The following is a 22,014-nucleotide window of genomic DNA, read 5'->3' on the forward strand; positions in this document are numbered from 1 at the left end:
TACAATAAGTTTCGGAAACTCTTTTATATTTTCACTCCAGAAAAATATTTAATATTTTCTGAAAAATATATTTACAAATATTTTTACACTATTTATGATGGAAAAGAGAGGAACAATTAAGATATGTAGTTTACTAATCGTGAACAAAGGGAGAATGTTATTTTAATTAGGTATTCATTTATTGTAAGCGCTTCATTAGGGTGGAAAAATTTTAATAAAGATGTAAGCTTAATAGTTTTATAGTTTTGGGGGCAACTTACTTATTGTTAAAAAAGGGAGAAATTTCTTTAATTGAAAGGGGAAATGAATAGTGACAGCTACAACACAAAAAAAGGTTAACTTATTAATTAACAACCAGGAAGTACATACTCAAAAGTATTTTGTAGTCCGCGACCCAGGAAAATTAAATGAAATAGTGGGTGAAGTAGCTCAGGGGACTATAGAAGATGTTGATAGAGCGGTGAGAGCAGCACATAAAGCATTTTTATCATGGAAAAAAGTAAACGTGCAAGAACGTGTCCAATTAGTAATGGCTGCAGCAAAAGTATTAGAAGACTCGATGTCTGAGTTAAAGCCTCTCTTAGTAAAGGAACATGGCGGAGTTTTATGGGAAGCTGAAACGGATTTTTATTTAGGGAATGGAGTTTTACATTATTACGCTAGTATTTGTGAAGATTATTTAAAACCTGAACAAAGTAGTGATGAAAATAGTTGGATCAGTGTTGAAAAAGTACCAAAGGGTGTAGTGGCTGCAATTGTCCCTTGGAATATGCCGATCATCTTAACAATGATGAAGTTAGCTCCTGCTTTAGTTACAGGAAATACAATAATCATAAAACCTTCACCAACAGCACCAATTGCTTTAAGTATTCTACTTCAACGAATGGCAGAGGTTCTACCTGATGGAGTAATAAATGTTATTCATGGGGATACAGAAGTTGGTAAAGCCTTAACTCAGCATCCATTAATTAATAAAGTAGCTTTTACAGGTGGAACAGCAACAGGGAGAGCGGTTGCTATTAATTCGGCAAATAGTTTCAAAGCTTTAACCCTAGAGTTAGGGGGAAATGACCCAGCGATCATCCTTGATGATGTTCAAATAGAAAACATCATTCCAAAGCTTTTAAAAGGAGTTTATACGAGAAGTGGTCAAATTTGTTTTGCTGTAAAAAGAATATATGTTCAAGAACATATGATTAATAAATTCTACAATACATTCTGTGAATTTGTAGATGAATATAAAGTGGGACACGGACTAAATGAACTAGCATCTTTTGGACCTTTAAATAATAAGAAGCAGTTTGATTCTGTAAAGTCACTGATTGAGAAAACAAAACAAAGTGGAGCTACTGTAAGGGAACTTGGACAAAAGTTAGATCCTGATGGATGGGATAATGGATATTATATCCTACCTCATGTTGTTAAGGATGTAACTCAATCGTCTCCTATAGTATCATGTGAACAATTTGGGCCTGTCATTCCGATCGTTCCTTATAAAACAATCAGTGAGGCGGTTGAATTGGCAAATGATTCAGAGTATGGTCTTGGCTCATCCGTGTGGTCAAGTGACTTTGAGAGAGCATTAGGAGTAGCGAGACAAGTTGAATCAGGATCAACTTTTATTAATACTCATAGTTTTGAATCCTTATCCTTAGGAATGCCGTTTGGTGGTGTTAAAGACAGCGGAATTGGAAGAGAGCTTTCTGGGGAATCCACATTATCTGCTTATGTTAATTATCATGCCATTCGTTCTTTAAAGTAAAAAAATAATAATCAAGGGGGAGGAAACAAATAATGAAAATTAAAGCCGCTGTTGTTCATGAGTCCGGTCAAGAATTTCAGGTAGAAGAAATTAAATTAGATAATCCAAAATCAGGTGAAGTATTAATTAGAGTGGTTGCATCAGGCATTTGCCATACAGACATTTCTGCGCAACATCAACTCCTTCCAGTTCCTCTCCCAGCCGTTCTGGGACATGAAGGGGCTGGAATTATTGAAAAAGTAGGGGAAGATGTTAAAGGTTTAGAGCCTGGAGATCATGTCGTGTTGTCCTATGCATCCTGCGGTCATTGCGACTATTGTCTCACTGGTCATTCCTATGCTTGTGAAGATATTTTAGAGGCGAATTTCTCTGGAAGAATGGATGATAAAACTTATCGTTTGCATCAAGACGATCAAAACTTATCGACCTTCTTTGGACAGTCTTCATTTGCCACTTATGCTGTTGCAAATGCACGAAATGTGGTTAAAGTAAATAAAAGTGTGGATCTTAGTTTATTAGCACCCCTTGGATGCGGGATTCAAACAGGGGCGGGTGCAATATTGAATGTATTCCAGCCAACACCTGGGTCAAGTGTTATTGTTTTTGGAAGCGGAACGGTAGGCATGAGCGCACTCATGGCTGCTAAAGTAGCAGGTTGTACAACACGAATCGTTGTGGATATTCATGAATCACGGTTAGAGTTAGCAAAAGAGCTTGGTGCTACACATGTCCTCAATTCTAGAGAAGTGAATGTAGTTGAGGAGGTAAGAAAGATCACTGGAAAAGGTGTAAACTTTGCTATTGAATCTACAGGGGTACCAGAAGTTCTTAGGGATGCGACCCTATCTTTAGCACCAATGGGAAAAGTGGCTGTAATCGGTGCACCTAAAATGGGGACGAATGTACATTTAGATGTAATGGATATGTTAATAAATGTTAAATCGGTTGTAGGTGTACATCAAGGTGGAAGTATACCAAAAGTATTTATACCGCAATTGATTCATTTGTATATGGCTGACCAGTTTCCATTTGACAAATTGATAAAATTTTACAAGTTTGAAGAAATCAATAAAGCAATAGGTGATACAAAAGAAGGTACCACTATTAAACCGGTGTTGACTATGTAGTTAAACCATTGAGAAGGGAGTTGCCAAAGACGAGCAACTCCCTTTGCATTTAATTCAAAAATACTTACTGTTCATTCCAACCCAATAGTTTAGAGAGAAGATTTGCCTTTTCCTTTAATAATTGGACAGCTTTGGAATTATCTGATGTATCTAATGTGCTTTCGAGTCCAACTACTGTAAGGGCAGCAACTATATTAGAGGAACTATCAAAAATAGGACAAGCAAGGGCACTAATACCAGGGAGAAAGGAGCTATTAACAAAAGAAAATCTGTCTTTTTTTGTTATTTCAATAATGTTTTGAAATTGTTCTTGAGTGATAGAGGAATTAGCAAGTTCTTCGTTAATTATCTTTTCAATTTTTTTATTGGGTAAAAATGCTGCAAATACCCTTCCAGTAGCACTTGTTGTTAGACTAACTTGGGAACCAGATTTGATCCCAATATTTATTGGTCTATTGTTTTCTTCCCACCTTACAAAGAATGGACCATTTTCTCCCCAAATAGCTAGAGCAGCAGTTTCATTTAGTATTTCTTTTATATCTAATAAATGTTGCGCAGCAATATCCTGAATACTAAGTTTTTGTGAGGCTTTTAAACCTAACAGAATTAATTCTGTTCCAAGTGTATATTTGGCATCCTGACTTTTATCCAATATCCCAGTTTTAATGAAACTTGTTAAGTATCGATGTAACTTACTTTTTGATGTATCACATAATACTGCAATTTCAGTTATTGTAAGAGGTTTCCCTGCTCCAGCAATTTTTTTTAGTATATCAATGCCCACTTCAACTGATTGAATCCCTTGACTTGTTATTTCTTCCGAGGTCATTTTATTTCTCCTTATAAACTTTATTGGATAATAAAGTACTGAACATCTATCCCATAACACTGATGAATACATTATACAATTTAATATAAGAATTTTTCTACCTTACAAATAAATTCGGTTTTTAAGTAAATTCATTTAAATCTCCTTATATAAACTTATTAATTACATAATCAATAAAAAGTCTGCTTGCTATTGGAAGCACTTTTTTATCACTGTAAGCAAGGCTAATGGTTCGAACAACAGTTGGGTAAATAGGTCTAGACACTATTTTATACGGACATCTGTTTAATAGAAGTTTCGGTAAAATAGATACACCAAGTTCTTGTTCTATCATTGACATAATCGCATAAGGATCGTGTACCTCGTATTGAATGTTTGGATTGAAATGGTTCTGTTCAAAAAAGGTTAATGGATCATTTATTATTCCTTCATTTAATAATATATATGGTTCATTTGTTAATTCTTTCAATGAAATCCTGCTGTATTTTGCTAAAGGGTGATTTGTTGGAAAAACGGCAATCATTTCATCTTCTTGCAGAGGAGTGACAGTTAGGTTTGATACTGTACTAGAATTCACGAAACCAAAGTCAACAGTTCCTTCTATAATCCAATTAGATATTTCTGTATAGTTCCCTTGATGTAATTCGAACTGAACGGAGGGATATCTTTCCTTAAAATCTTTAATAAATCCAGGTAACCAATGACATGTTACACTCGAGAATGTACCAATTCGAATAAGCCCACTTTGTAGCCCTTGCATCTCGTTTAGCTTTTCAATAAGTTCTCTATGTGAATTACAGATTTTCCTTATATAAGGTAAAAACTCTTCGCCATCTGGTGTTAAGGAAATGCCTTTTCTCGAACGTAAAATAAGAGTAGTAGATAGTTCCTGCTCTAACGAAAGGACCATTTGGCTGACGGCAGATTGAGTATAGCCTAGTTGCTCAGCAGCTTTTGTAAAACTGCCTGTTTCAATGGCTTTGATAAATGCATAATACGAATTCACTATTTCTAACTCCTTTATATTAGAAATTCTAATGTTTACATTATAATTATTCGTTTCACTAATGTAAATGCAGATGGTAATATATATCTACTTTAAAAAGATTTCTTGGAAAAGGAGGTATTTATATATTTGACCATACATGTTAAATACAAAAATATTATTTTTGCCATTTTAATGGCCTTTTGTATGTCCTTTTTTATCACATTCATATTAGTCTCATTAAATAGTGGCTTTGATAAAACTTTCTTATCAACATGGTTTAAAACTTGGTCACAGGCTTTTATTTGTGCGTTTTTCGGGGCTTACTTTTTCCCGAAAATCATTCATAAGCTAATGGAAAAGATTAATTTTGAAGAAAAAAAACCATTAGAAGTAGAGAATAGTTGTCTGGTTAGAGAACGAAACAACAGGTAGTAATATTAATAATACAAATGAATGAACTATATGAAATAGCGTTGTTCAGCAAGGGGATGTTTGGGGATGGAAATTTTAGCAGCAGTTGCACATAATGTCGGAGAAGAATTAAAAATTGAGGATGTAGAGTTAATGGCTCCAGGAGCAGATGAAGTATTAATAAAAATTGTAGCTTCTGGAGTTTGTCATACAGATGCAGAATCAATAAAAGGAAATGGAGCTCCTTTTCCAGCTGTATTAGGTCACGAAGGTTCAGGCATTGTAGAAAAAGTTGGTTCCGGTGTTACTACAGTTAAAGCAGGAGACCATGTGGTTCTTTCATATTCTTATTGTGGGGAATGTAGCCAATGTTTAACTGGTCATCAAAATTTATGTGAAAGAACGGTTGAGCTTAACTTTGGGGGGAAGTCTAAAGATGGCTCTAACCGATTACATCAGCACGATCATTCACTTTCAACTTTCTTTGGTCAATCTTCGTTTGCTACTTACTCTATTGCAAACAAAAACAATGTAGTGAAAGTCGATAAAGATGTCGATTTAGCCTTATTAGGCCCATTGGGGTGTGGAATTCAAACAGGAAGTGGTACGGTATTAAATAGTTTAAAACCTGAAACGGGTACATCCATTGTTATTTTTGGTGGAGGAGCTGTTGGATTGAGTGCTGTAATGGCAGCTAAAATCATTGGTTTAAAACATATTATTGTTGTTGATCTTCACCAAAGTCGTTTAGACCTTGCCAAAGAACTTGGTGCGACCCATATACTAAATGGTAGAGAAGTAGATGTAGTTAAAGTAATTAAAGAAATCACTGACGGTGGTGCTCACTATGCTGTTGAGACGACAGGGGCAACTCCAGTAATTAAGCAATCTATTCATGCTTTACGAGTTTCTGGTACTGTAGCAATCGTAGGTATGGGTGGAGATGTTACTTTAAACTTCACAAACGATATCTTAATGGAAGGGAAACGTATTGTGGGTACCGTTCAAGGAGATTCCGTACCACAATTGCATATACCACGCTTAGTACAGTTTTACAAAGAAGGGAAATTTCCTTTTGATAAACTGGTGAAATTCTATGATTTTGAAGACATTAACAAAGCATTTGAAGATTCGAAGACTGGAGTGACCATTAAACCTATAGTTAAAATAGGTAAATAGGAAATAAAAATAGCCCTTCGAATTTCGTATAGAGTTCCGTTTTTGAAGTGCTTTTCTTAAAATACGTACCGAAATGACAGTCGTATTGGCATCATTATGGGTATATAAAAAAGTAAAACTCGCCAAATTGGCGAGTTTATTTATTATGTGAAACGGTCCACCGTATTGCATCAAAATGAGTTTTTTTGATTTTTGAGATAAAACTAACTCCTTTATAAATAAGATGTTTTGTCCTTAATTGAGTAACTAGCAAAAGTAAGCGGAGAATTTCCGGTTAGATGCAAAATGGAGCCTCGTTTGGGGGTAAATAAGGGGAGTTTTTACGCTTATGCAAAGCAAAATCGCCTATTTTCGAATTTTTCGAGCCAATAGGCGGAATCTCTCCGTCTATTTATCAGCTCGGGTGCTTAACCTGTTCCCCAACCGATAAATGCGGACCCTCTTTATTAATTGGACAATACTCATTGTCCATCTTAATAATGATGTCATTTCTAGGTCAAAGTAAATGGGAACTCGTAGAAACGGTAATAAATAAAGAAAAGACGTATTCATACGTCTTTACTTGTGTATTTTAATTAAGAAAGTACCCGAAAACAGAACTCTTAATGAATTTCGAAGGGCTTTGTCATGTTACAAATCATTGACTTTCTTTTCGTCAGAGCTATTGTTTACCAATGCTTGGTACCCTAATCCCCAATCAGCCATTACATCGATTATTGGTCTCAAAGAATCACCCAACTCGCTAAGAAAATATTCAACTCTTGGTGGAACTTCGGCATAAACCTTACGTTCGATAATCCCATCATCCTCCATAGACCGTAAGTTCTGTGTTAATACCTTCTGGCTAATCCCAGTTATACGACTTCTTAATTCACCGAATCGCTTCGTACCAGTTAATAATTCACGAAGGATTAGCAACTTCCACTTATTGCCTATTAAACCTACCGTAGTTGCCACAGGGCAGAGAGGCAATTCCTTATTAATTTCCATAAAACAACCTCCATTAGTTACTAAAAGGTTACTATACAACCTTAAGGTGCCTACTTTTAATTAGTTAGTAAAGCGTTTATCATGATTTTATGATTGCATTTATACAATGTCAATTCAAGCGTTTTTAAAAAAAAGATTAATAAATTTATGGTTAGTTTTAGAAATAATAAATTAAAATCACAGAACAAAGTAAGGGGAAATATAGATGAAAAACAGTTATAAACTCCGTTTAGAAAAAGTTAAAATGGCTCTCGAAAAAGCTGATTATATTCTATTAGGTGGTGGAGCCGGTCTATCGGCAGCTGCAGGGTTAACTTATAGCGGGAAACGTTTCACTGACCATTTTGGCCCCTTTATTGAAAAATACAGATTTACCGACCTTTATACTTCTAGCTTTTATCCGTTTGAAACGGAAGAAGAGAAGTGGGCATATTGGGCAAAACACATTAGTTTGAACCGATATGATACTGGCGCCACAAAACTATACAAGGATTTATTTCAACTAGTAAAGGATAAAAAATATTTCGTACTTTCAACAAATGTAGAAAGTCAGTTTGAAAAAGCAGGGTTCCCATCAGATAAAGTATTTGAAATACAGGGGGATTACTGTTACTTACAATGTGCTAAAGGTTGCCATGACAAGTTATATTATAACGAATCATTAGTAAGAGAAATGATAGAAGAGACACATGATTGTAAAATTCCTACTCGCCTTGTTCCTATATGTCCAGTTTGTGGTGGCAAGATGGACGTGAATCTTCGGAAGGATCAATACTTTGTACAGGATGAAAAATGGTATGAGTTAGACATGGCCTATAAGAGCTTCCTTCAAGAAACTGAAGGAAAGGACATTGTATATATGGAATTAGGTGTTGGATTTAATACACCGGGCATTATTCGTTATCCATTTGAAAGGATGACCTATCACAACGAGAAGGCAACCCTAGTTCGATTAAATAAAAATGAACCAGAGGGTTTTAAAGAAACGGAAGGAAAAACAGTTTCATTCACCGAGGATATGCAAAAAGTGATACTAAATTTAATGAAGTAAAGGGGAGTAAACATGTCACAATTGTTTTTAAAAGAATATTCTTCTCTCATTCATTTAGAAAATACCTACAAACCGTCACTCCTTTATTTAAATCAAGAGGAGCAGATCGTGAACGAACTAATAAAAATTCTTCAGGAAGAAAATAGTGACTTAAAGGAAATTGATTTACCTGAAGAATATACAAACAAACGGAGACTATTAAGGGGACTTTTGAATGCTAGAGAACCTAAACCTCTTGGAACACATTTTTTACAAAAACTAGACTCCCTACTCCAAACGGAATTAAAGGAAAAAGGGATTGTAGGAGTGGGACAACTTGAAACGGTTTTTAATTTAGCTCCTAATAACTCTTTTATCCATTCGAATAAATTCATATTGTGGCAAGGTGATATTACCCAATTAAGGGCAGATGTAATAGTAAATGCCGCAAATAAATATATGTTAGGTTGTTTTCAACCCTTACATGCTTGTATTGATAACGCCATTCATTCCGCTGCAGGACCACAACTAAGGGAAGACTGTGAAACTGTTATGTCCCTCCAAGGAGAGTTAGAGGAGACGGGGGGAGCAAAAATTACAAGAGGCTATAATTTGCCAGCAAATTTTGTTTTGCATACCGTTGGACCAATTGTCCCTAATGGAACGGAACTAACCAAAATACAAAGAGATCAATTAGCCTCTTGTTATACTTCTTGCTTAGAACTTGCAAACCAAATAGATGAAATCAAAACTATTGCTTTTTGTGCCATCTCAACAGGTGTATTTGGTTTTCCTAAGCAAGAGGCAGCGAATATTGCAGTAAAAACAGTGGATGAATGGCTAAACAGTCATTCCCATCATTTTGAGAAAATTATATTTAATGTGTTTAGCGATGGAGACTTCCAAAACTATATGAATGTTTTCAAGGGTTACTAGAAGGGGAGAAGTTAATCCGTAAATGAAATTGAATAATAGATTGGAGATTTACAGAAATGGACTCGGGAACGAAAAATAATCAACTAGGTTTTGCTCTACTATTAGGTGTGTTTTCTGCGCTAGGACCCTTTACATTTGATATGTACCTTCCATCATTTCCACAACTAATGAAACTTTTTGAATCAAGTGCATCACTTATTCAAGTAAGCTTGACTGCTTCCTTGTTAGGTGTCGGACTTGGTCAAATTGTTATGGGCTCTTTAAGTGATGTTCATGGGAGACGTAAACCATTACTATTTGCGATGATTGTGTATTGTCTTTCATCCTTTGGCTGTGCTTTTTCACCTAATATTGCGATTTTTATCGTATTGCGGTTTATTCAGGGGTTTGCAGCTGCAGCAGGTATGGTCATTTCTCGAGCGATGGTACGCGATCTATATAGTGGTAGTGAACTAACGAAGTTTTTTTCACTTCTTACGTTAATTGGGAATATTGCACCTTTACTTGCACCCATTCTAGGGAGCGCGATCATCACCTTTACCTCATGGAGTGGCGTGTTCATCTTCTTAGGATTTCTGGGAATATTATTATGGACAATAACGTTTTTGAAATTAAAAGAAAGTTTACCTTTAGAGAAACGGGTTTCTAGTAACTTAAAAGAATTATTAAGAAACTTTAAAACACTGCTAACAAATCGAACATTTATGGGTTACGCACTCGCACAGGGAATCATGATGTCTGGAGTATTTGCCTATATTTCTGGAACGCCTTTTATTTATCAAAAGATATACGGTGTGTCACCTCAAATCTTTTCGGTGCTCTTTGCGTTGAATGGCATTAGTTTAATTTTAGGAGCTCAATTGGTTAGAAGAATTGTTGGAAAGATAGCAGAACGTAACATTCTACTAATTGGGTTATCGGTAGCTTCAGTGTCTAGTACAGCAGTTTTAATCGTGGTGCTTACACACGGACCATTGTTTGCACTTGTTATACCACTCTTTCTATTTATTGCCTCGCTCGGAGTCATTGCACCGGTTTCTTTTACCTTAGCGATGGAGTCGCAAGGGCATATTGCAGGTAGTGCTGCCGCTTTATTAGGCGTCATTCCCTTTTTATTAGGTTCTATTACTTCACCTCTTGTAGGGATTGCAGGAGAGTATTCCGCTATGCCACTAGGCATTATTCTGTTTACAACTAGTTTATTAGCGATTATTGCTTATGGGATTCTTGTTAAAAAGCCTGCTACAGGTAAGATATATGAAAATAAACTCTAAAAATAATTAAAAGGAAGTGAAACGTATGAAAGCAGTAGTTTTAGAAAAAGCATGTACAGCAAAAGAGTTAACTGTACAAGAAGTACCTATCCCCTCTGTAAAGCAGGGATGGGTACTGATAAAAATAAAAGCTTTTGGCATCAATCGATCAGAGATTTTTACTAGACAAGGGGATTCTCCCTCGGTAAAATTGCCTCGAATCATTGGAATAGAATGTGTTGGTGAGATTGTGGATCCATCTGATAGTTCGTTCCAAAAAGGTCAGAGGGTGGTTTCGTTAATGGGGGGGCTTGGGCGTGAGTTCGATGGAAGTTATGCTGAGTATACCCTTATTCCTTCGAGTCAAGTATACCCGGTACACAATGAGATGGACTGGGTGAAGTTAGCGGCGATTCCTGAAATGTATTATACGGCTTATGCTTCATTATTTGATGTGTTGATGCTTAAGGGTGAGGACACTCTTCTAATACGAGGAGGTACTAGCTCGGTAGGATTAGCAGCTTTACAACTTGCTAAAAGCATTGGTGTGACTGTCATTACTACCACGCGGAGTAAAGACAAGATTGATAAATTGAGACAATATGGTTCTGACTATGTGTTATTGGATCATGAAGATATCCAAAAGGATCTACAAATGATTTTTCCCCAAGGAGTCAATAAAATCTTGGAATTGGTTGGGACTGTTACAATAAAGAATTCCCTAGGGATGTTAGCGGAGAAAGGAATACTTTGTATGACAGGGATACTAGGTGGAGAATGGGTCTTGAATCAATTTGAGCCTATGGTGGATATTCCGTCTGGTTCATATCTAACCCAATTTGATAGTGGGCAAAATTTCAAAAAAGAATTGCTAACTGAGTTATTCAGGCATATAAACAACTATCAGATTGAAGTGCCGATCGCAAGAGTGTTTACACTAGAGGAAATAAGTAAGGCTCACCAGCTTATGGAAAGCAATCGTGCCGACGGCAAAATTGTTGTTGTAAATCCATAAAGTATCATCAAAAACTTTCATTTGATGTGAGGAGGGCAATGTTGAATAGTAATTTTTGGGTTCAACTAGTAGATTACTTCAGTAATAATCATGAATCGTTTCTACTGGCTCTAAGAGAGCATTTAGTGATTAGTGCCATTGCTTTAATGATTGCCATGATAATTGGAATGCCGGTTGGCTACCTATGTGCTAGGTATAATAATGCGGAAAAATTTTTTGTCCCAGTTTTTCAGATATTACGAATTATACCAAGTTTAGCTATTTTATTTTTATTTATTCCTATCCTAGGGACTGGTATCACCCCAGCTATTGTGGCTCTCGTACTATTAGCCATACCGTCCATAATTATGAATACCTTGTTAGGTTTAAAAGAGGTTCCTAGCTTTATGATAGAAACAGCTTATGGATTGGGGATGACAGAACAGCAGGTATTTTGGAAAGTTACACTTCCTTTGGCAATGCCTTTCATTTTAACGGGAATAAAGATGGGACTTATTGAAATTATCGCAAGTGCAACTCTTGCAGCGAAAATAGGTGCTGGTGGACTTGGTGGCATTATTTTCACTGGCTTAGGATTAAATCGAATGGATTTACTGATTATTGGTGGAGTCTCAGTAGGACTAGTTTCGATTTTGGCTGGATTATCACTAGACTTAATTGAAAAAAGTATAGTGAAATATAAATATTTAAAGTAAATAGGAGGAATTAAACATGAAAAAAGGAATGAAAAAATTTATAACTGGGATTACTGGGGTTTTTCTGACTCTTGGATTAGTAGCATGTGGAAATACTAATGAAGAAAGTAATAGTAATGGTGAAGATAAAGCCACCATTCGGGTTGGAACGAAAGACTTTACGGAAAACTTAATTGTAGGAGAATTATATTCTTTGGCTCTTGAAGATGCGGGATATGAGGTAGAAAGAATTCCCAATATAGCTGGTTCAGTGATTCATACTTCCCTAATTAACGATGAAATCGATATTTACCCTGAATATACTGGTACAGGGCTATTAACAATATTAAAGAAGGATTTAATTACGGATCCAGAGGAAGTATATAATACGGTAAAAGAAGAGTACAACAAACAATTTGATGTTACTTGGTTAGACTATTCTGAAGCAAATGATGGCGCAGGATTGGTTATTCGTACACAGGTATCAAAAGAGTTAGGAATTACAACCATTACTGATTTACAAAAACATGCGAGTAAACTTAGATTTGCCTCCCAAGGTGAAGTAGACCAAAGAGAAGATGGAATTCCTGCTTTAGAAAAGGTATATGGTAAATTAGATTGGAAATCATCAAAGATATACGACAACGCATTAAAGTATGAAGTGTTAAAGAATAATGAGGCAGATGTTGCTCCTGCATATACAACCGAAGGTCAATTGGTAAATACAGATGAATTTACTCTATTAGAAGATGATAAGCGAGTGTGGCCACCATATAATTTAGCACCTGTTATTCGCAATAACGTACTTGAAGCAAATCCGGAAATTGAAGATGTAATTAATAAGGTAAGTGCCACCCTTGATACAAAAACCATTACGGCATTAAATGCAAAAGTGGATGTAGACAAAGAAGAATATGAAGAAGTAGCTAAAGAGTATTATGAATCAATCAAATAATTGATTCTGGAGGGTATTAGATGCAAGTAGCCATTGAAATAAAGGATGTAACCAAACGTTTTCGTAATTCCTCTTCTGTTGCGGTCAATCATGTTAGCCTTACCATAGAAGAGGGAGAGTTTATCACGATATTAGGTTCTTCGGGGTCAGGGAAAACGACTTTGTTAAAAATGATTAATAGGCTTTATGAACCTGACACTGGAACTATAACGTTATTTAATGAGGACATTTCCAACGTAAATCCAGTTAAGTTAAGAAGGGGAATAGGGTATGTGATCCAACAAGTTGGACTTTTCCCTCACTTGACCATTGAAGAGAATATAGCTACCGTACCAAAACTCTTGAACTGGAGTAAGCAGGATATAGAGAATAGAACAAACGAATTGTTAACTCTTGTAGGTCTAGTACCGAGTGATTTTAAGAATCGGTATCCGACCCAATTATCGGGAGGACAACAACAAAGAGTCGGTCTCGCTAGGGCATTAGCAACAAATCCGAGAATCATGTTATTGGACGAACCCTTTGGTGCCATTGATGCAATTACTCGATTAAATCTCCAAGATGAATTATTACGAATTCATGGGGGATTAAAAAAGACATTCATACTAGTAACTCATGATATAAACGAGGCTTTTAAACTAGGCTCTAGGGTGATTATCATGGATAACGGGAAGGTATCTCAATTCGATACCCCAAAAAACATTGTTTCAAATCCAGCAGATGAATTTGTTTCTTCTCTCATAACTTCTTCAAGAAACCAAGAAAGTTTCTGGGAGGGGTTAAGTTGTTAGAGTATGCGATAAATTATCCTGATAAATTAGGAAATGCTTTATTAGAACATTTCGTTATCGTAGTGATTACTTTAATCATTTCACTATTATTAGCATCTGTTTTGACGATACTCTCTGTCTATTCTAAAGCACTTTCTAAGTTTTTCATTTACACGTTTTCTGTAGTTTACTCAATACCCAGTTTAGCCCTTTTTGCTTTGTTAATCCCATTAACAGGCTTAGGGCAAACAACAGCGATCATTGTACTAGTTATATACAATCAGTATTTATTACTAAGGAATTTTATTGCCGGTTTGAATGAAGTGGATCCTGCTGTAACTGAGGCGGCAAAAGGTATAGGAATGAGTACAATGCAGGTATTGTTTAAAATTAGACTTCCGTTATCAAAAAATGCCATATTTACAGGTATACGACTTGCAACCGTATCTACGATAGGGATCGCAACAATAGCTGCTACTATTAATGCGGGTGGGTTAGGAGATATTTTATTTGAAGGCCTTAGAACTTTAAATACGTATAAAATACTTTGGGGTAGTGTGTTAGCAGCATTACTTGCAATTGGTTCTAATGCCTTATTAAGAAAGATTGAAAAAAGAATATAGTGGTAAAAGGAATTTAGGAATAAAGATAAAAATGCCTTTCTCTACATTATATAGAAAGTAATAAGGGGAGAATGTGCGGGAATGAAAACTAGTGTGAAAGAAATTTTTGCTAGAAAAATTTTAACTGAAGCAAAGGGGTATTTAGATGTTGGATTTACTCATTCATTAAATCCCTATAGTGGTTGTGAGTTTTCTTGTAGATATTGTTACGTACGAGAAATGCCTATTCAAAAGTATAAAGAAATTCCATGGGGTAGCTGGTTGGATATAAAAATAAATGTCGCAGAAAGTTACCGAAAAGAAATAAGTTTACTACGTAAAAAAAACAAGCCGGTAAATATTTTTATGTCTTCTGCAACAGATCCTTACCAACCTATGGAACGTAAAGTGAATATTACTCGTGAGATATTAATTGCAATGATCGATCATCCGCCTGATTTTCTTCAAATCCAAACAAGAAGCCCGCTGATTACAAGAGACATTGACTTGTTAGTAAAATTAAAAGAAAAATGTGATGTTCTAGTATCGATGACAATTGAAACCGATAGAGAAGATATTAAGCGGATATTTGCACCGTATGCTCCTGGAATTCAACTAAGGTTAAAAGCATTAAGAGAAGTTTATGAGGCAGGAATATCTACTCAAGCTTCAATCTCACCTGTTTTGCCTTTTTCACCTGATTTTCCAAAGATATTGGAGGGAATAGTGGACCATATTTGGATCGATACCCTTTCAATCGGTGATGGTGCAATGGGAAAACGTTCAGAAATATTAGGGATGCCGAAGTTATTTGAAGAAAATAAACTATCGCAGTGGTATCAAAAGAATTTACATCTAAAGGTAGAAAAATATTTTAAGAAGTTCTTTTCTAGTGACATGATAAGAGTTTCGAAAAAAGAAGCTTTTCCAAAATAGAAACTCTTTTCTAAACTAGGATGAACTCGCCATAAGTAAATGTGTGGGAGGTTTTAGAGTCAAGTCAATTTGTCGACAGCCTCCATTATAGGTGGAACAAGCGTAAGGTAGATTATTTTATATTACTTTTTTTGTGAGAATAACTATAATTACCATATTTAGTAGTTTGATAGAGAAGCAAAAGGAGATTTGATATGAAGAAGAAACTTGTTACAGCATTACTCGGGGCAGTACTATTGTTAGCCGCTGGATTTTCGAATATTCAAGATCAAAAAGCTAGTACATCTAGCTATAATGAACCATCAAAGGTAAAACAAAAGCAAGATTCGGCCTTGCCAGCGGTATCCGCACTTGGAGAAGATTACATTTTTCCGAATAAGATTAAAGGTATTCCTGCTAAATTATCAGATTTTAAAGATCTAAAAATCGGCTCGTTCGAGACTAAAGATGGTGTGGAATTATCATATTGGGTAGCTGGTAAAGGTGATCCGCTAATCCTTCTACCAGGATGGTCACTTAATGGAGCACACTTCCTGAATGTAATGTACCTTCTTAGCGATAACTACCGTGTTTATACTCTTGATCCACGTAACCAAGGGTTATCAGAAGATGTCAAATATGGGAATCGTTTATCTCGTCACGCAACTGATCTTAAGGAGTTCATGGGACACCTTGGTATTAAATCTGCAAATTTTGCTGGGCACTCGATGGGTGCTGCCACATTGTGGAGTTATATCGATCTTTACGGAACTAAAGAAATAAACAAGGTCGCTTTTATCGATCAGCCACCAGTCATTGTACCTCGTCCGGGTATGACAGACCAGGAACGTCAGGACTTAGGAGTACCTTTTGATTCTTCCGAGCAGTTGGAAAATATGATGTCGACTCTCGATTTTTCTATAATGGACAGTTTGAGAACACCATATTACGAAAACACTTGGAACCTATCTAATAAATTGGCCAACAATGATATAGAGTACTTAATTCGTGTTATGTATGATCACGGTACTAACGACTGGCGTGACGTCATCCAAAATAAAATTGATGTTCCGACTGCCATCTTTACTGGTGAACTCAGTCCAAATTTTCAAAGTCAAAACTGGATACATTCTGTTATCCCTAACTCTGCTCTTTATGTCTACTCAAAAGAAGAACATGGAGATCATAGTCTAATGGAAAAAAACCCGGTCAAATTTACAAAGGACCTGAGGGAGTTCTTGGAGCAGTAATATTAGGAGGCGATACTTAAACAAGTATCGTTTTTTCTCGTCTAAAAAAATATTCCCGAGTATACCTGAAACTCAGCTTAGTTGAGCTTATATATTTGTATTTCGTTTTACTAATATCAAAAAATTACTTAAAGTAGAAAAAATGTTGACAACGTTTTCATAAGAGGGTATTATAAAGTTAAATTAAATAGCAAAACATTGGATTGTGACCTTTCTGGGCAAAACCTAAGTTGATGAGAATATTGCAAGATTGCAATATTGCCATCGGTTTAGGTTTTTTTTATTGATATTTAGGAGGTGAAACCAAATGGAAATTAAAAAAATTTTTAATAATAATGTTGTTTTAGCAGTGGCAGATGATGATGTTGAACTAATATTAATGGGTAAAGGGATAGCTTTTCAAAAAAAAGTTGGGGATTTGGTTAATGAGGAAAATGTTGATAAAAAGTTTGTAGAGAGTTTAACAACTAAACTATCAGAATTACTAAAAGATATACCTCAAAATCATTTAGATATAGCGGATGAGATCATACAAAATGCAAAATCTCAAATAACTAGAAAGTTAAATGATTATATTTATATAACCTTAACCGATCATTTGGATTTTGCCATCGAAAGAATTCAACAGGGGCTTCCTATTCGAAATCCATTATTGTGGGAAATAAGAAAAATTTATCCTAAAGAGTTTAGGGTAGGCATCCATGCGCTAGAGCTTATAAAAGAAAAGTTAGGGGTGGTATTGCCGGAAGATGAAGCAGGATCGATTGCTCTACATTTAGTAAATGCCCAAAATGGCATCCAGGAAATGGATCAAACAATCGAGATTACCAAGATAGTGCAAGATATATTGCAAATTGTAAAATATCATTATGGTATTGATTTGGATGAGGATTCATTAAACTATAGCAGATTTGTGGTTCATCTGCGCTTCTTTGCCCAAAGACTGCTAGAAGAAAAGACAAATCCGCATGAAAACAATGATCTTTTCGAATTTGTAAAAGAGAAATACCCTCAAGCGTTTGATAGTGTTGAAATTATCGATAAATACGTAAAGAAGGCAACTGATATATCTCTGTCTAAATCAGAAATGGTTTATCTTATGCTCCATATCCATCGTGTGACGGATAGAACAACAAATTGAATACACAATCTTGGGATTGTAACTGATAAAGGCAAAACCTGAGTTGTATACACATAATGGAGAATACTCCTTTTGTATATGACTTAGGTTTTTTTATTATAAAACTTTTACATTGAATAAGGAGGCTTAATAAAATGAATTATGAACAACTATCAAAAAAAATTCTCACAAATGTAGGCGGTACCGAAAATATTGAAAATGTGGTGCACTGCATGACCCGTCTACGTTTCAATCTAAAAGACGACAAACTGGCCAATAGAGCACAGCTTGAAAAAACACCCGGGGTCATGGGGATTGCCGAAAAAGGTGGACAGTTCCAGATTATCATCGGAAATGATGTCAATAATCTTTATAAAGAATTTGTCAAAGTTGCTGGAATTTCGGATAAACAAAATAATCAAAAAAGCGATAAAAAACAAGGGATTCTAAACAAATTCCTTGATACATTAGCGGGGGTATTCACTCCAATCCTACCTGCAATTGTTGGTGCAGGGATGATTAAAGGTTTATTATCAGTTCTTCTTATTGCAGGCTACGTGTCAGCTGACAGCCAAACGTATCAAATATTCAATGCTTTAGCAGATGGCGCCTTTTACTTCCTACCAATTTTGATTGCATTTAGTGCTTCAAGAAAGTTCGGATTGAATCCGTATATTGGTGTTGCTATAGCTGCGGCTGTACTTTATCCAAGCCTGACAGCATTGATGACAACAGCTAAAGAAGCCGGAAATAACCTTTCATTCCTTGGTTTGCCGGTCACACCTGCAACCTACTCGGCTTCTGTCATTCCAATGTTCTTAGCCATCTGGTTTGCCTCTTATATAGAAAAAGTAACCGACCGATATACGCCAAATGCTCTTAAAATAATAATAGTTCCAACCGTTACTTTGTTAATAACTGTTCCTGTGTTTCTGGTAGCAATTGGCCCGATAGGTGCAATTCTAGGAAAAGGGCTTGCTGATGGGGTAACTTTTCTCTTCCAGGTTGCCGGTCCGCTTGCAGGCTTAGTGCTTGGTGGTGTGATGCCGTTGCTTGTTATGATAGGAATGCATTATGCTCTTGTTCCAATAATCCTAGAGTCTATTGCATCCAATGGGTATGATTATATCTTGCCAATTTTAACTGTAAATAATATTTCTCAGGGAGCTGCTGCATTAGCTGTCTTCTTTATAGCCAAAAACAAGAAATTTAAGTCGCTTGCTTTTTCAACAGGAATCACTGGCGTACTTGGCGTGACTGAACCTGCGATGTATGGTGTAAACCTCCGTTTAAAAAAGCCATTTATAGCTGCAATGATTGGAAGTGCTGCTGCTTCTACTTTCATGATGTTTTTTGAAACAAAAGCTTTTTTCTTCGGAAAAACTGGTATTCAGGGGCTTCCAATGTTTTTGGGTGAGACGTTCATGTATGCTGTACTCGGAATGATCGTTGCAATCGTGGTTACGATACTAATGACATTTGTCCTTAAGTTTGAACAGCCAGTGGGTGAAGAAGACTCAGAAGAGGAAGGAAAAGTTGTCATACAAACTCGTCAAAGTACAGTACTGAGTCCAATAAAGGGACTTGTAAGACCAATTGAAGAAGTTGATGATATTACATTCTCGAGTGGAATTATGGGGGAAGGGATTGCAATCCTGCCTACGGAAGGCCGTCTTGTTTCGCCAATAAACGGTAACGTTACTTCTCTTTTCAATACCAACCATGCAATCGGATTAACTAGTGACACTGGCGCACAAATCCTGGTCCACATCGGGCTTGATACAGTAAAGCTTGATGGAAAATTCTTTAAGGCCCACGTAAAACAGGGGGATGACGTAAAAGTAGGAGACCTACTTATTGAATTTGATCTGGAAGCAATTAAAGCAGAGGGCTATGATACAATCACGCCTGTCATCATTACGAACAGTAAAGATTTTTCCAAAGTAGAAAGTTCCAATCTTAAAACAACAAATGAAAAAGAAGTTTTGCTCGAATTATTTGCTTAAATAAAATAGTAGATTTCTGTAGGGAAACATTACCTGTCAAATGACGGCAATGTTTTCCCTAGGACAGAAAAAAAGATAAAATGAATCTATAATTTTGTAAGTTTAGGAGGAGTATCATTAATGTTTCAAGTAAAAACAGTGTTTCCGGAAAACTTTCTATGGGGAGGAGCTACTGCTGCAAATCAATTCGAAGGAGGCAGCGATGTTGGTGGTAAGGGACTTTCTGTCTCTGATGTATATACTTTTGACGAAACAATCCCAAAAGAGCGGTGGTCCGATCAGTGGCTTAAAATGACACATAAGCAGGTAGAGGAAGCGTTAAATCCTGAAAGTAAACAGTACTACCCGAAGAGGTATGGAATTGATTTTTATAATCATTACAAAGAAGACATCGCTTTATTTGCCGAAATGGGTTTTAAATCCTTCCGGATGTCACTCGCATGGACACGGATATTTCCAAATGGAGATGAATTGGAACCAAATGAAGAGGGGCTTGCGTTTTACGACCGTGTATTTGACGAATTAAATAAATACGGGATTGAGCCGGTTGTCTCGTTATCACATTATGAAATGCCACTTTACCTTGTTACACAATATGGTGGTTGGGTGAATAGGCAGTTAGTCAATTTCTTTGTCCGCTATGCTACAACAGTCTTTGATCGATATAAAGGAAAAGTGAAGTACTGGATGACATTCAATGAAATCAACTCTTGCAAGCATCATCCCTTTGTAAGTCTAGGTTTGATAGAGGAAGGCTACGGTAAACTTGAACAGGCAAAATATCAAGGAGCCCACCATCAATTTGTTGCTAGTGCACTTGCGACAAAGGCCTTAAAAGAAATTGATCCAGAGGCAAAAATGGGCTGCATGATTAGCTATACGCTGTTTGTCCCATATAGCTGCGCACCGGACGATTTCCAGAAAACAACGGAAAGACAGCGTGATGCATTATTATTTAGTGATGTTCAGGCAAGAGGCTATTACCCTGCCTACACAGCCAGGATGTTTGCCGAAAAGAATGTCGTCCTTGAGGTAGAACCGGAGGATGAACAAATCTTAAGGGATTATCCGGTAGATTTTGTATCCTTTAGCTACTATATGTCAAGTACTGTTAGTGCAAACCCGGAAGAACTCGAGGGTGCGGAAGGTAATCTATTAGTTGGAGGAATCAAGAACCCATACCTGCCTAAGAGCGAATGGGGCTGGCAAATCGATCCTAAGGGGTTAAGGAGTGCTTTAAACCAACTATATGACCGCTATCAAAAACCATTATTTGTTGCCGAGAATGGGCTAGGAGCCATCGATATATTAGAAGAAGGTGATATTATAAACGATCACTACAGGATTACTTATTTAATAGAACATATAAAGCAAATGAAAGAAGCCATTGCTGATGGCGTCGATGTATTCGGATACACAAGCTGGGGCTGCATTGACATGATAAGTGCTTCAACCAACCAAATTTCAAAACGATACGGGTACATTTATATTGACCAGGACGACATGGGCAGAGGAACAAAACGTCGTATAAAGAAAAATTCATTTTATTGGTACAAAGAGGTTATTGCAAGTAATGGAGAACATTTAGATTATAAATAATAAAATTGTTAAAAAAATCTGATGGGCAATAGCTCATCGGATTTTTTTATATTTAGTATAATTGCACCACTTGCAGGAAGGGCCATTATTTCCTAATCGCAATTAGATAAAAATATTCAGAAAATTCCGTAGACAAACAAAATTTCATTTGGTAATATATCATTTGTAAGGGCTTTCTTTTTCAGGTGGATATTCTAAGGAGTTTTCTTAGAGTTCGCTTCAAGATAACGAGTTGTCTGATAACCTATTAACCATACATAAATAAACGCAGTTTTTTCCTACATGGATAGTGAACATTTTTTTGAAGGTTTGAAAGATGTCCTTTTTTGATATACGGTTGTCAGGAAATCCAACAGTCATGTTGTCTGATAACCTTATAATATAAAGAGCTTAGGGGTTAATAAATAATAGTAGTAAGGAGGATTGAAAGAAATTAAGTGTAGGAGGTTGAACTATATGCATAGTGGTATTGATTAAAACTTGTAAGATACAGTCTCCTAGTGCTCGCATACTTAAGTTAGAAACAATTGAACAAATGGGAAGCAACTAAATAGAAAACCTTTGCGTCGGGTTATATCTGATAATTTAATAAAGCGAGTTATC

At 36.1% G+C, this 22,014-nt stretch carries 20 protein-coding genes; 17 read left to right on the top strand and 3 right to left on the bottom strand.

The features are described 5' to 3' along the window. Window positions 1-310: 310 nt before the first annotated feature. Together ACQ5H4_RS01370 and ACQ5H4_RS01375 are read left to right on the top strand one after the other, a co-directional pair. Window positions 311-1,762 carry an aldehyde dehydrogenase family protein gene (locus ACQ5H4_RS01370; RefSeq protein WP_430773181.1) on the top strand — a complete coding sequence of 484 codons (1,452 nt, stop codon included), beginning with the start codon at window positions 311-313 and terminating at the stop codon, window positions 1,760-1,762. 32 nt (window positions 1,763-1,794) lie between these two features. Beyond that, window positions 1,795-2,889, top strand: a complete 1,095-nt coding sequence (locus ACQ5H4_RS01375) for an NAD(P)-dependent alcohol dehydrogenase (protein WP_430773182.1) — start codon at window positions 1,795-1,797, stop codon at window positions 2,887-2,889. Between the two features lie 64 nt (window positions 2,890-2,953). On the opposite strand, the gene ACQ5H4_RS01380 is transcribed toward ACQ5H4_RS01375, so the two are convergent. Both ACQ5H4_RS01380 and ACQ5H4_RS01385 read right to left on the bottom strand, forming a co-directional pair. Further along, entirely contained in the window at window positions 2,954-3,718 is a 765-nt protein-coding gene (locus ACQ5H4_RS01380; protein ID WP_430773183.1) for an IclR family transcriptional regulator, read from the bottom strand. 145 nt (window positions 3,719-3,863) lie between these two features. Further along, window positions 3,864-4,724 (bottom strand): LysR family transcriptional regulator, encoded by an 861-nt coding sequence (locus tag ACQ5H4_RS01385; protein WP_430773184.1) that lies wholly within the window; start codon window positions 4,722-4,724, stop codon window positions 3,864-3,866. Between the two features lie 129 nt (window positions 4,725-4,853). On the opposite strand from ACQ5H4_RS01385, the gene ACQ5H4_RS01390 reads away from it, so the two are divergent. Both ACQ5H4_RS01390 and ACQ5H4_RS01395 read left to right on the top strand, forming a co-directional pair. Continuing rightward, complete coding sequence (locus tag ACQ5H4_RS01390; protein WP_430773185.1) at window positions 4,854-5,138, top strand: DUF2798 domain-containing protein; 285 nt, start codon at window positions 4,854-4,856, stop codon at window positions 5,136-5,138. Window positions 5,139-5,204: 66 nt separating this feature from the next. Beyond that, the gene (locus tag ACQ5H4_RS01395; RefSeq protein ID WP_430773186.1) at window positions 5,205-6,296 is read left to right on the top strand and encodes an NAD(P)-dependent alcohol dehydrogenase; all 1,092 of its coding nucleotides are present in this window, start codon (window positions 5,205-5,207) and stop codon (window positions 6,294-6,296) included. Between the two features lie 630 nt (window positions 6,297-6,926). On the opposite strand, the gene ACQ5H4_RS01400 is transcribed toward ACQ5H4_RS01395, so the two are convergent. After that, a complete protein-coding gene (locus ACQ5H4_RS01400) occupies window positions 6,927-7,286 on the bottom strand; it encodes a winged helix-turn-helix transcriptional regulator (RefSeq protein ID WP_430773187.1) in 360 nt (119 codons plus the stop codon). Between the two features lie 205 nt (window positions 7,287-7,491). Between ACQ5H4_RS01400 and ACQ5H4_RS01405 the strand changes: the two genes are divergently transcribed. The 13 genes from ACQ5H4_RS01405 (at window position 7,492) to ascB (ending at window position 21,411) form a co-directional block, all read left to right on the top strand. Beyond that, window positions 7,492-8,337 (top strand): SIR2 family NAD-dependent protein deacylase, encoded by an 846-nt coding sequence (locus ACQ5H4_RS01405; protein ID WP_430773188.1) that lies wholly within the window; start codon window positions 7,492-7,494, stop codon window positions 8,335-8,337. Window positions 8,338-8,349: 12 nt separating this feature from the next. Then, window positions 8,350-9,252 carry a protein-ADP-ribose hydrolase gene (locus ACQ5H4_RS01410; RefSeq protein ID WP_430773189.1) on the top strand — a complete coding sequence of 301 codons (903 nt, stop codon included), beginning with the start codon at window positions 8,350-8,352 and terminating at the stop codon, window positions 9,250-9,252. A 56-nt stretch (window positions 9,253-9,308) separates the two neighbouring features. Beyond that, on the top strand, window positions 9,309-10,526 hold the full coding sequence (locus tag ACQ5H4_RS01415) for a multidrug effflux MFS transporter (protein WP_430773190.1): 1,218 nt from the start codon (window positions 9,309-9,311) through the stop codon (window positions 10,524-10,526). A gap of 25 nt (window positions 10,527-10,551) precedes the next feature. Further along, a complete protein-coding gene (locus tag ACQ5H4_RS01420) occupies window positions 10,552-11,520 on the top strand; it encodes a zinc-binding alcohol dehydrogenase family protein (RefSeq protein WP_430773191.1) in 969 nt (322 codons plus the stop codon). A gap of 41 nt (window positions 11,521-11,561) precedes the next feature. Continuing rightward, window positions 11,562-12,215: an ABC transporter permease gene (locus ACQ5H4_RS01425; protein ID WP_430773192.1), complete on the top strand. Its 654-nt coding sequence runs from the start codon at window positions 11,562-11,564 to the stop codon at window positions 12,213-12,215. A 16-nt stretch (window positions 12,216-12,231) separates the two neighbouring features. Continuing rightward, window positions 12,232-13,149: a glycine betaine ABC transporter substrate-binding protein gene (locus ACQ5H4_RS01430; protein WP_430773193.1), complete on the top strand. Its 918-nt coding sequence runs from the start codon at window positions 12,232-12,234 to the stop codon at window positions 13,147-13,149. Between the two features lie 20 nt (window positions 13,150-13,169). Then, on the top strand, window positions 13,170-13,940 hold the full coding sequence (locus ACQ5H4_RS01435; protein WP_430773194.1) for an ABC transporter ATP-binding protein: 771 nt from the start codon (window positions 13,170-13,172) through the stop codon (window positions 13,938-13,940). After that, window positions 13,934-14,542 carry an ABC transporter permease gene (locus tag ACQ5H4_RS01440; RefSeq protein WP_430773195.1) on the top strand — a complete coding sequence of 203 codons (609 nt, stop codon included), beginning with the start codon at window positions 13,934-13,936 and terminating at the stop codon, window positions 14,540-14,542. The genes ACQ5H4_RS01435 and ACQ5H4_RS01440 overlap by 7 nt, the downstream gene beginning before the upstream one ends. Before the next feature lie 81 nt (window positions 14,543-14,623). Next, window positions 14,624-15,457, top strand: a complete 834-nt coding sequence (locus ACQ5H4_RS01445) for an SPL family radical SAM protein (protein ID WP_430773196.1) — start codon at window positions 14,624-14,626, stop codon at window positions 15,455-15,457. 194 nt (window positions 15,458-15,651) lie between these two features. Beyond that, complete coding sequence (locus tag ACQ5H4_RS01450; RefSeq protein WP_430773197.1) at window positions 15,652-16,686, top strand: alpha/beta fold hydrolase; 1,035 nt, start codon at window positions 15,652-15,654, stop codon at window positions 16,684-16,686. Window positions 16,687-16,993: 307 nt separating this feature from the next. Next, window positions 16,994-17,827 carry a BglG family transcription antiterminator LicT gene (gene licT, locus ACQ5H4_RS01455; RefSeq protein WP_430773198.1) on the top strand — a complete coding sequence of 278 codons (834 nt, stop codon included), beginning with the start codon at window positions 16,994-16,996 and terminating at the stop codon, window positions 17,825-17,827. 134 nt (window positions 17,828-17,961) lie between these two features. Continuing rightward, window positions 17,962-19,812, top strand: coding sequence for a beta-glucoside-specific PTS transporter subunit IIABC (locus ACQ5H4_RS01460; RefSeq protein ID WP_430773199.1), 1,851 nt, complete (start codon window positions 17,962-17,964; stop codon window positions 19,810-19,812). Window positions 19,813-19,932: 120 nt separating this feature from the next. Continuing rightward, window positions 19,933-21,411: a 6-phospho-beta-glucosidase gene (gene ascB, locus ACQ5H4_RS01465; protein ID WP_430773200.1), complete on the top strand. Its 1,479-nt coding sequence runs from the start codon at window positions 19,933-19,935 to the stop codon at window positions 21,409-21,411. Window positions 21,412-22,014: the final 603 nt, after the last annotated feature.

This window comes from Bacillus coreaensis, from assembly GCF_050586445.1.
GTDB classification, from domain to species: domain Bacteria; phylum Bacillota; class Bacilli; order Bacillales; family Cytobacillaceae; genus Robertmurraya_A; species Robertmurraya_A coreaensis.

Bases quoted from the DNA above. Each gene is read 5' to 3' on its own strand.
- ACQ5H4_RS01405 (WP_430773188.1), top strand. From the start codon at position 7,492: ATGAAAAACAGTTATAAACTCCGTTTAGAAAAAGTTAAAATGGCTCTC.
- ACQ5H4_RS01445 (WP_430773196.1), top strand. From the start codon at position 14,624: ATGAAAACTAGTGTGAAAGAAATTTTTGCTAGAAAAATTTTAACTGAA.
- ACQ5H4_RS01380 (WP_430773183.1), bottom strand. From the start codon at position 3,718: ATGACCTCGGAAGAAATAACAAGTCAAGGGATTCAATCAGTTGAAGTG.
- ACQ5H4_RS01430 (WP_430773193.1), top strand. From the start codon at position 12,232: ATGAAAAAAGGAATGAAAAAATTTATAACTGGGATTACTGGGGTTTTT.
- ACQ5H4_RS01415 (WP_430773190.1), top strand. From the start codon at position 9,309: ATGGACTCGGGAACGAAAAATAATCAACTAGGTTTTGCTCTACTATTA.
- licT (WP_430773198.1), top strand. From the start codon at position 16,994: ATGGAAATTAAAAAAATTTTTAATAATAATGTTGTTTTAGCAGTGGCA.
- ACQ5H4_RS01420 (WP_430773191.1), top strand. From the start codon at position 10,552: ATGAAAGCAGTAGTTTTAGAAAAAGCATGTACAGCAAAAGAGTTAACT.
- ACQ5H4_RS01450 (WP_430773197.1), top strand. From the start codon at position 15,652: ATGAAGAAGAAACTTGTTACAGCATTACTCGGGGCAGTACTATTGTTA.
- ACQ5H4_RS01400 (WP_430773187.1), bottom strand. From the start codon at position 7,286: ATGGAAATTAATAAGGAATTGCCTCTCTGCCCTGTGGCAACTACGGTA.
- ACQ5H4_RS01435 (WP_430773194.1), top strand. From the start codon at position 13,170: ATGCAAGTAGCCATTGAAATAAAGGATGTAACCAAACGTTTTCGTAAT.
- ACQ5H4_RS01395 (WP_430773186.1), top strand. From the start codon at position 5,205: ATGGAAATTTTAGCAGCAGTTGCACATAATGTCGGAGAAGAATTAAAA.
- ascB (WP_430773200.1), top strand. From the start codon at position 19,933: ATGTTTCAAGTAAAAACAGTGTTTCCGGAAAACTTTCTATGGGGAGGA.
- ACQ5H4_RS01460 (WP_430773199.1), top strand. From the start codon at position 17,962: ATGAATTATGAACAACTATCAAAAAAAATTCTCACAAATGTAGGCGGT.
- ACQ5H4_RS01410 (WP_430773189.1), top strand. From the start codon at position 8,350: ATGTCACAATTGTTTTTAAAAGAATATTCTTCTCTCATTCATTTAGAA.
- ACQ5H4_RS01375 (WP_430773182.1), top strand. From the start codon at position 1,795: ATGAAAATTAAAGCCGCTGTTGTTCATGAGTCCGGTCAAGAATTTCAG.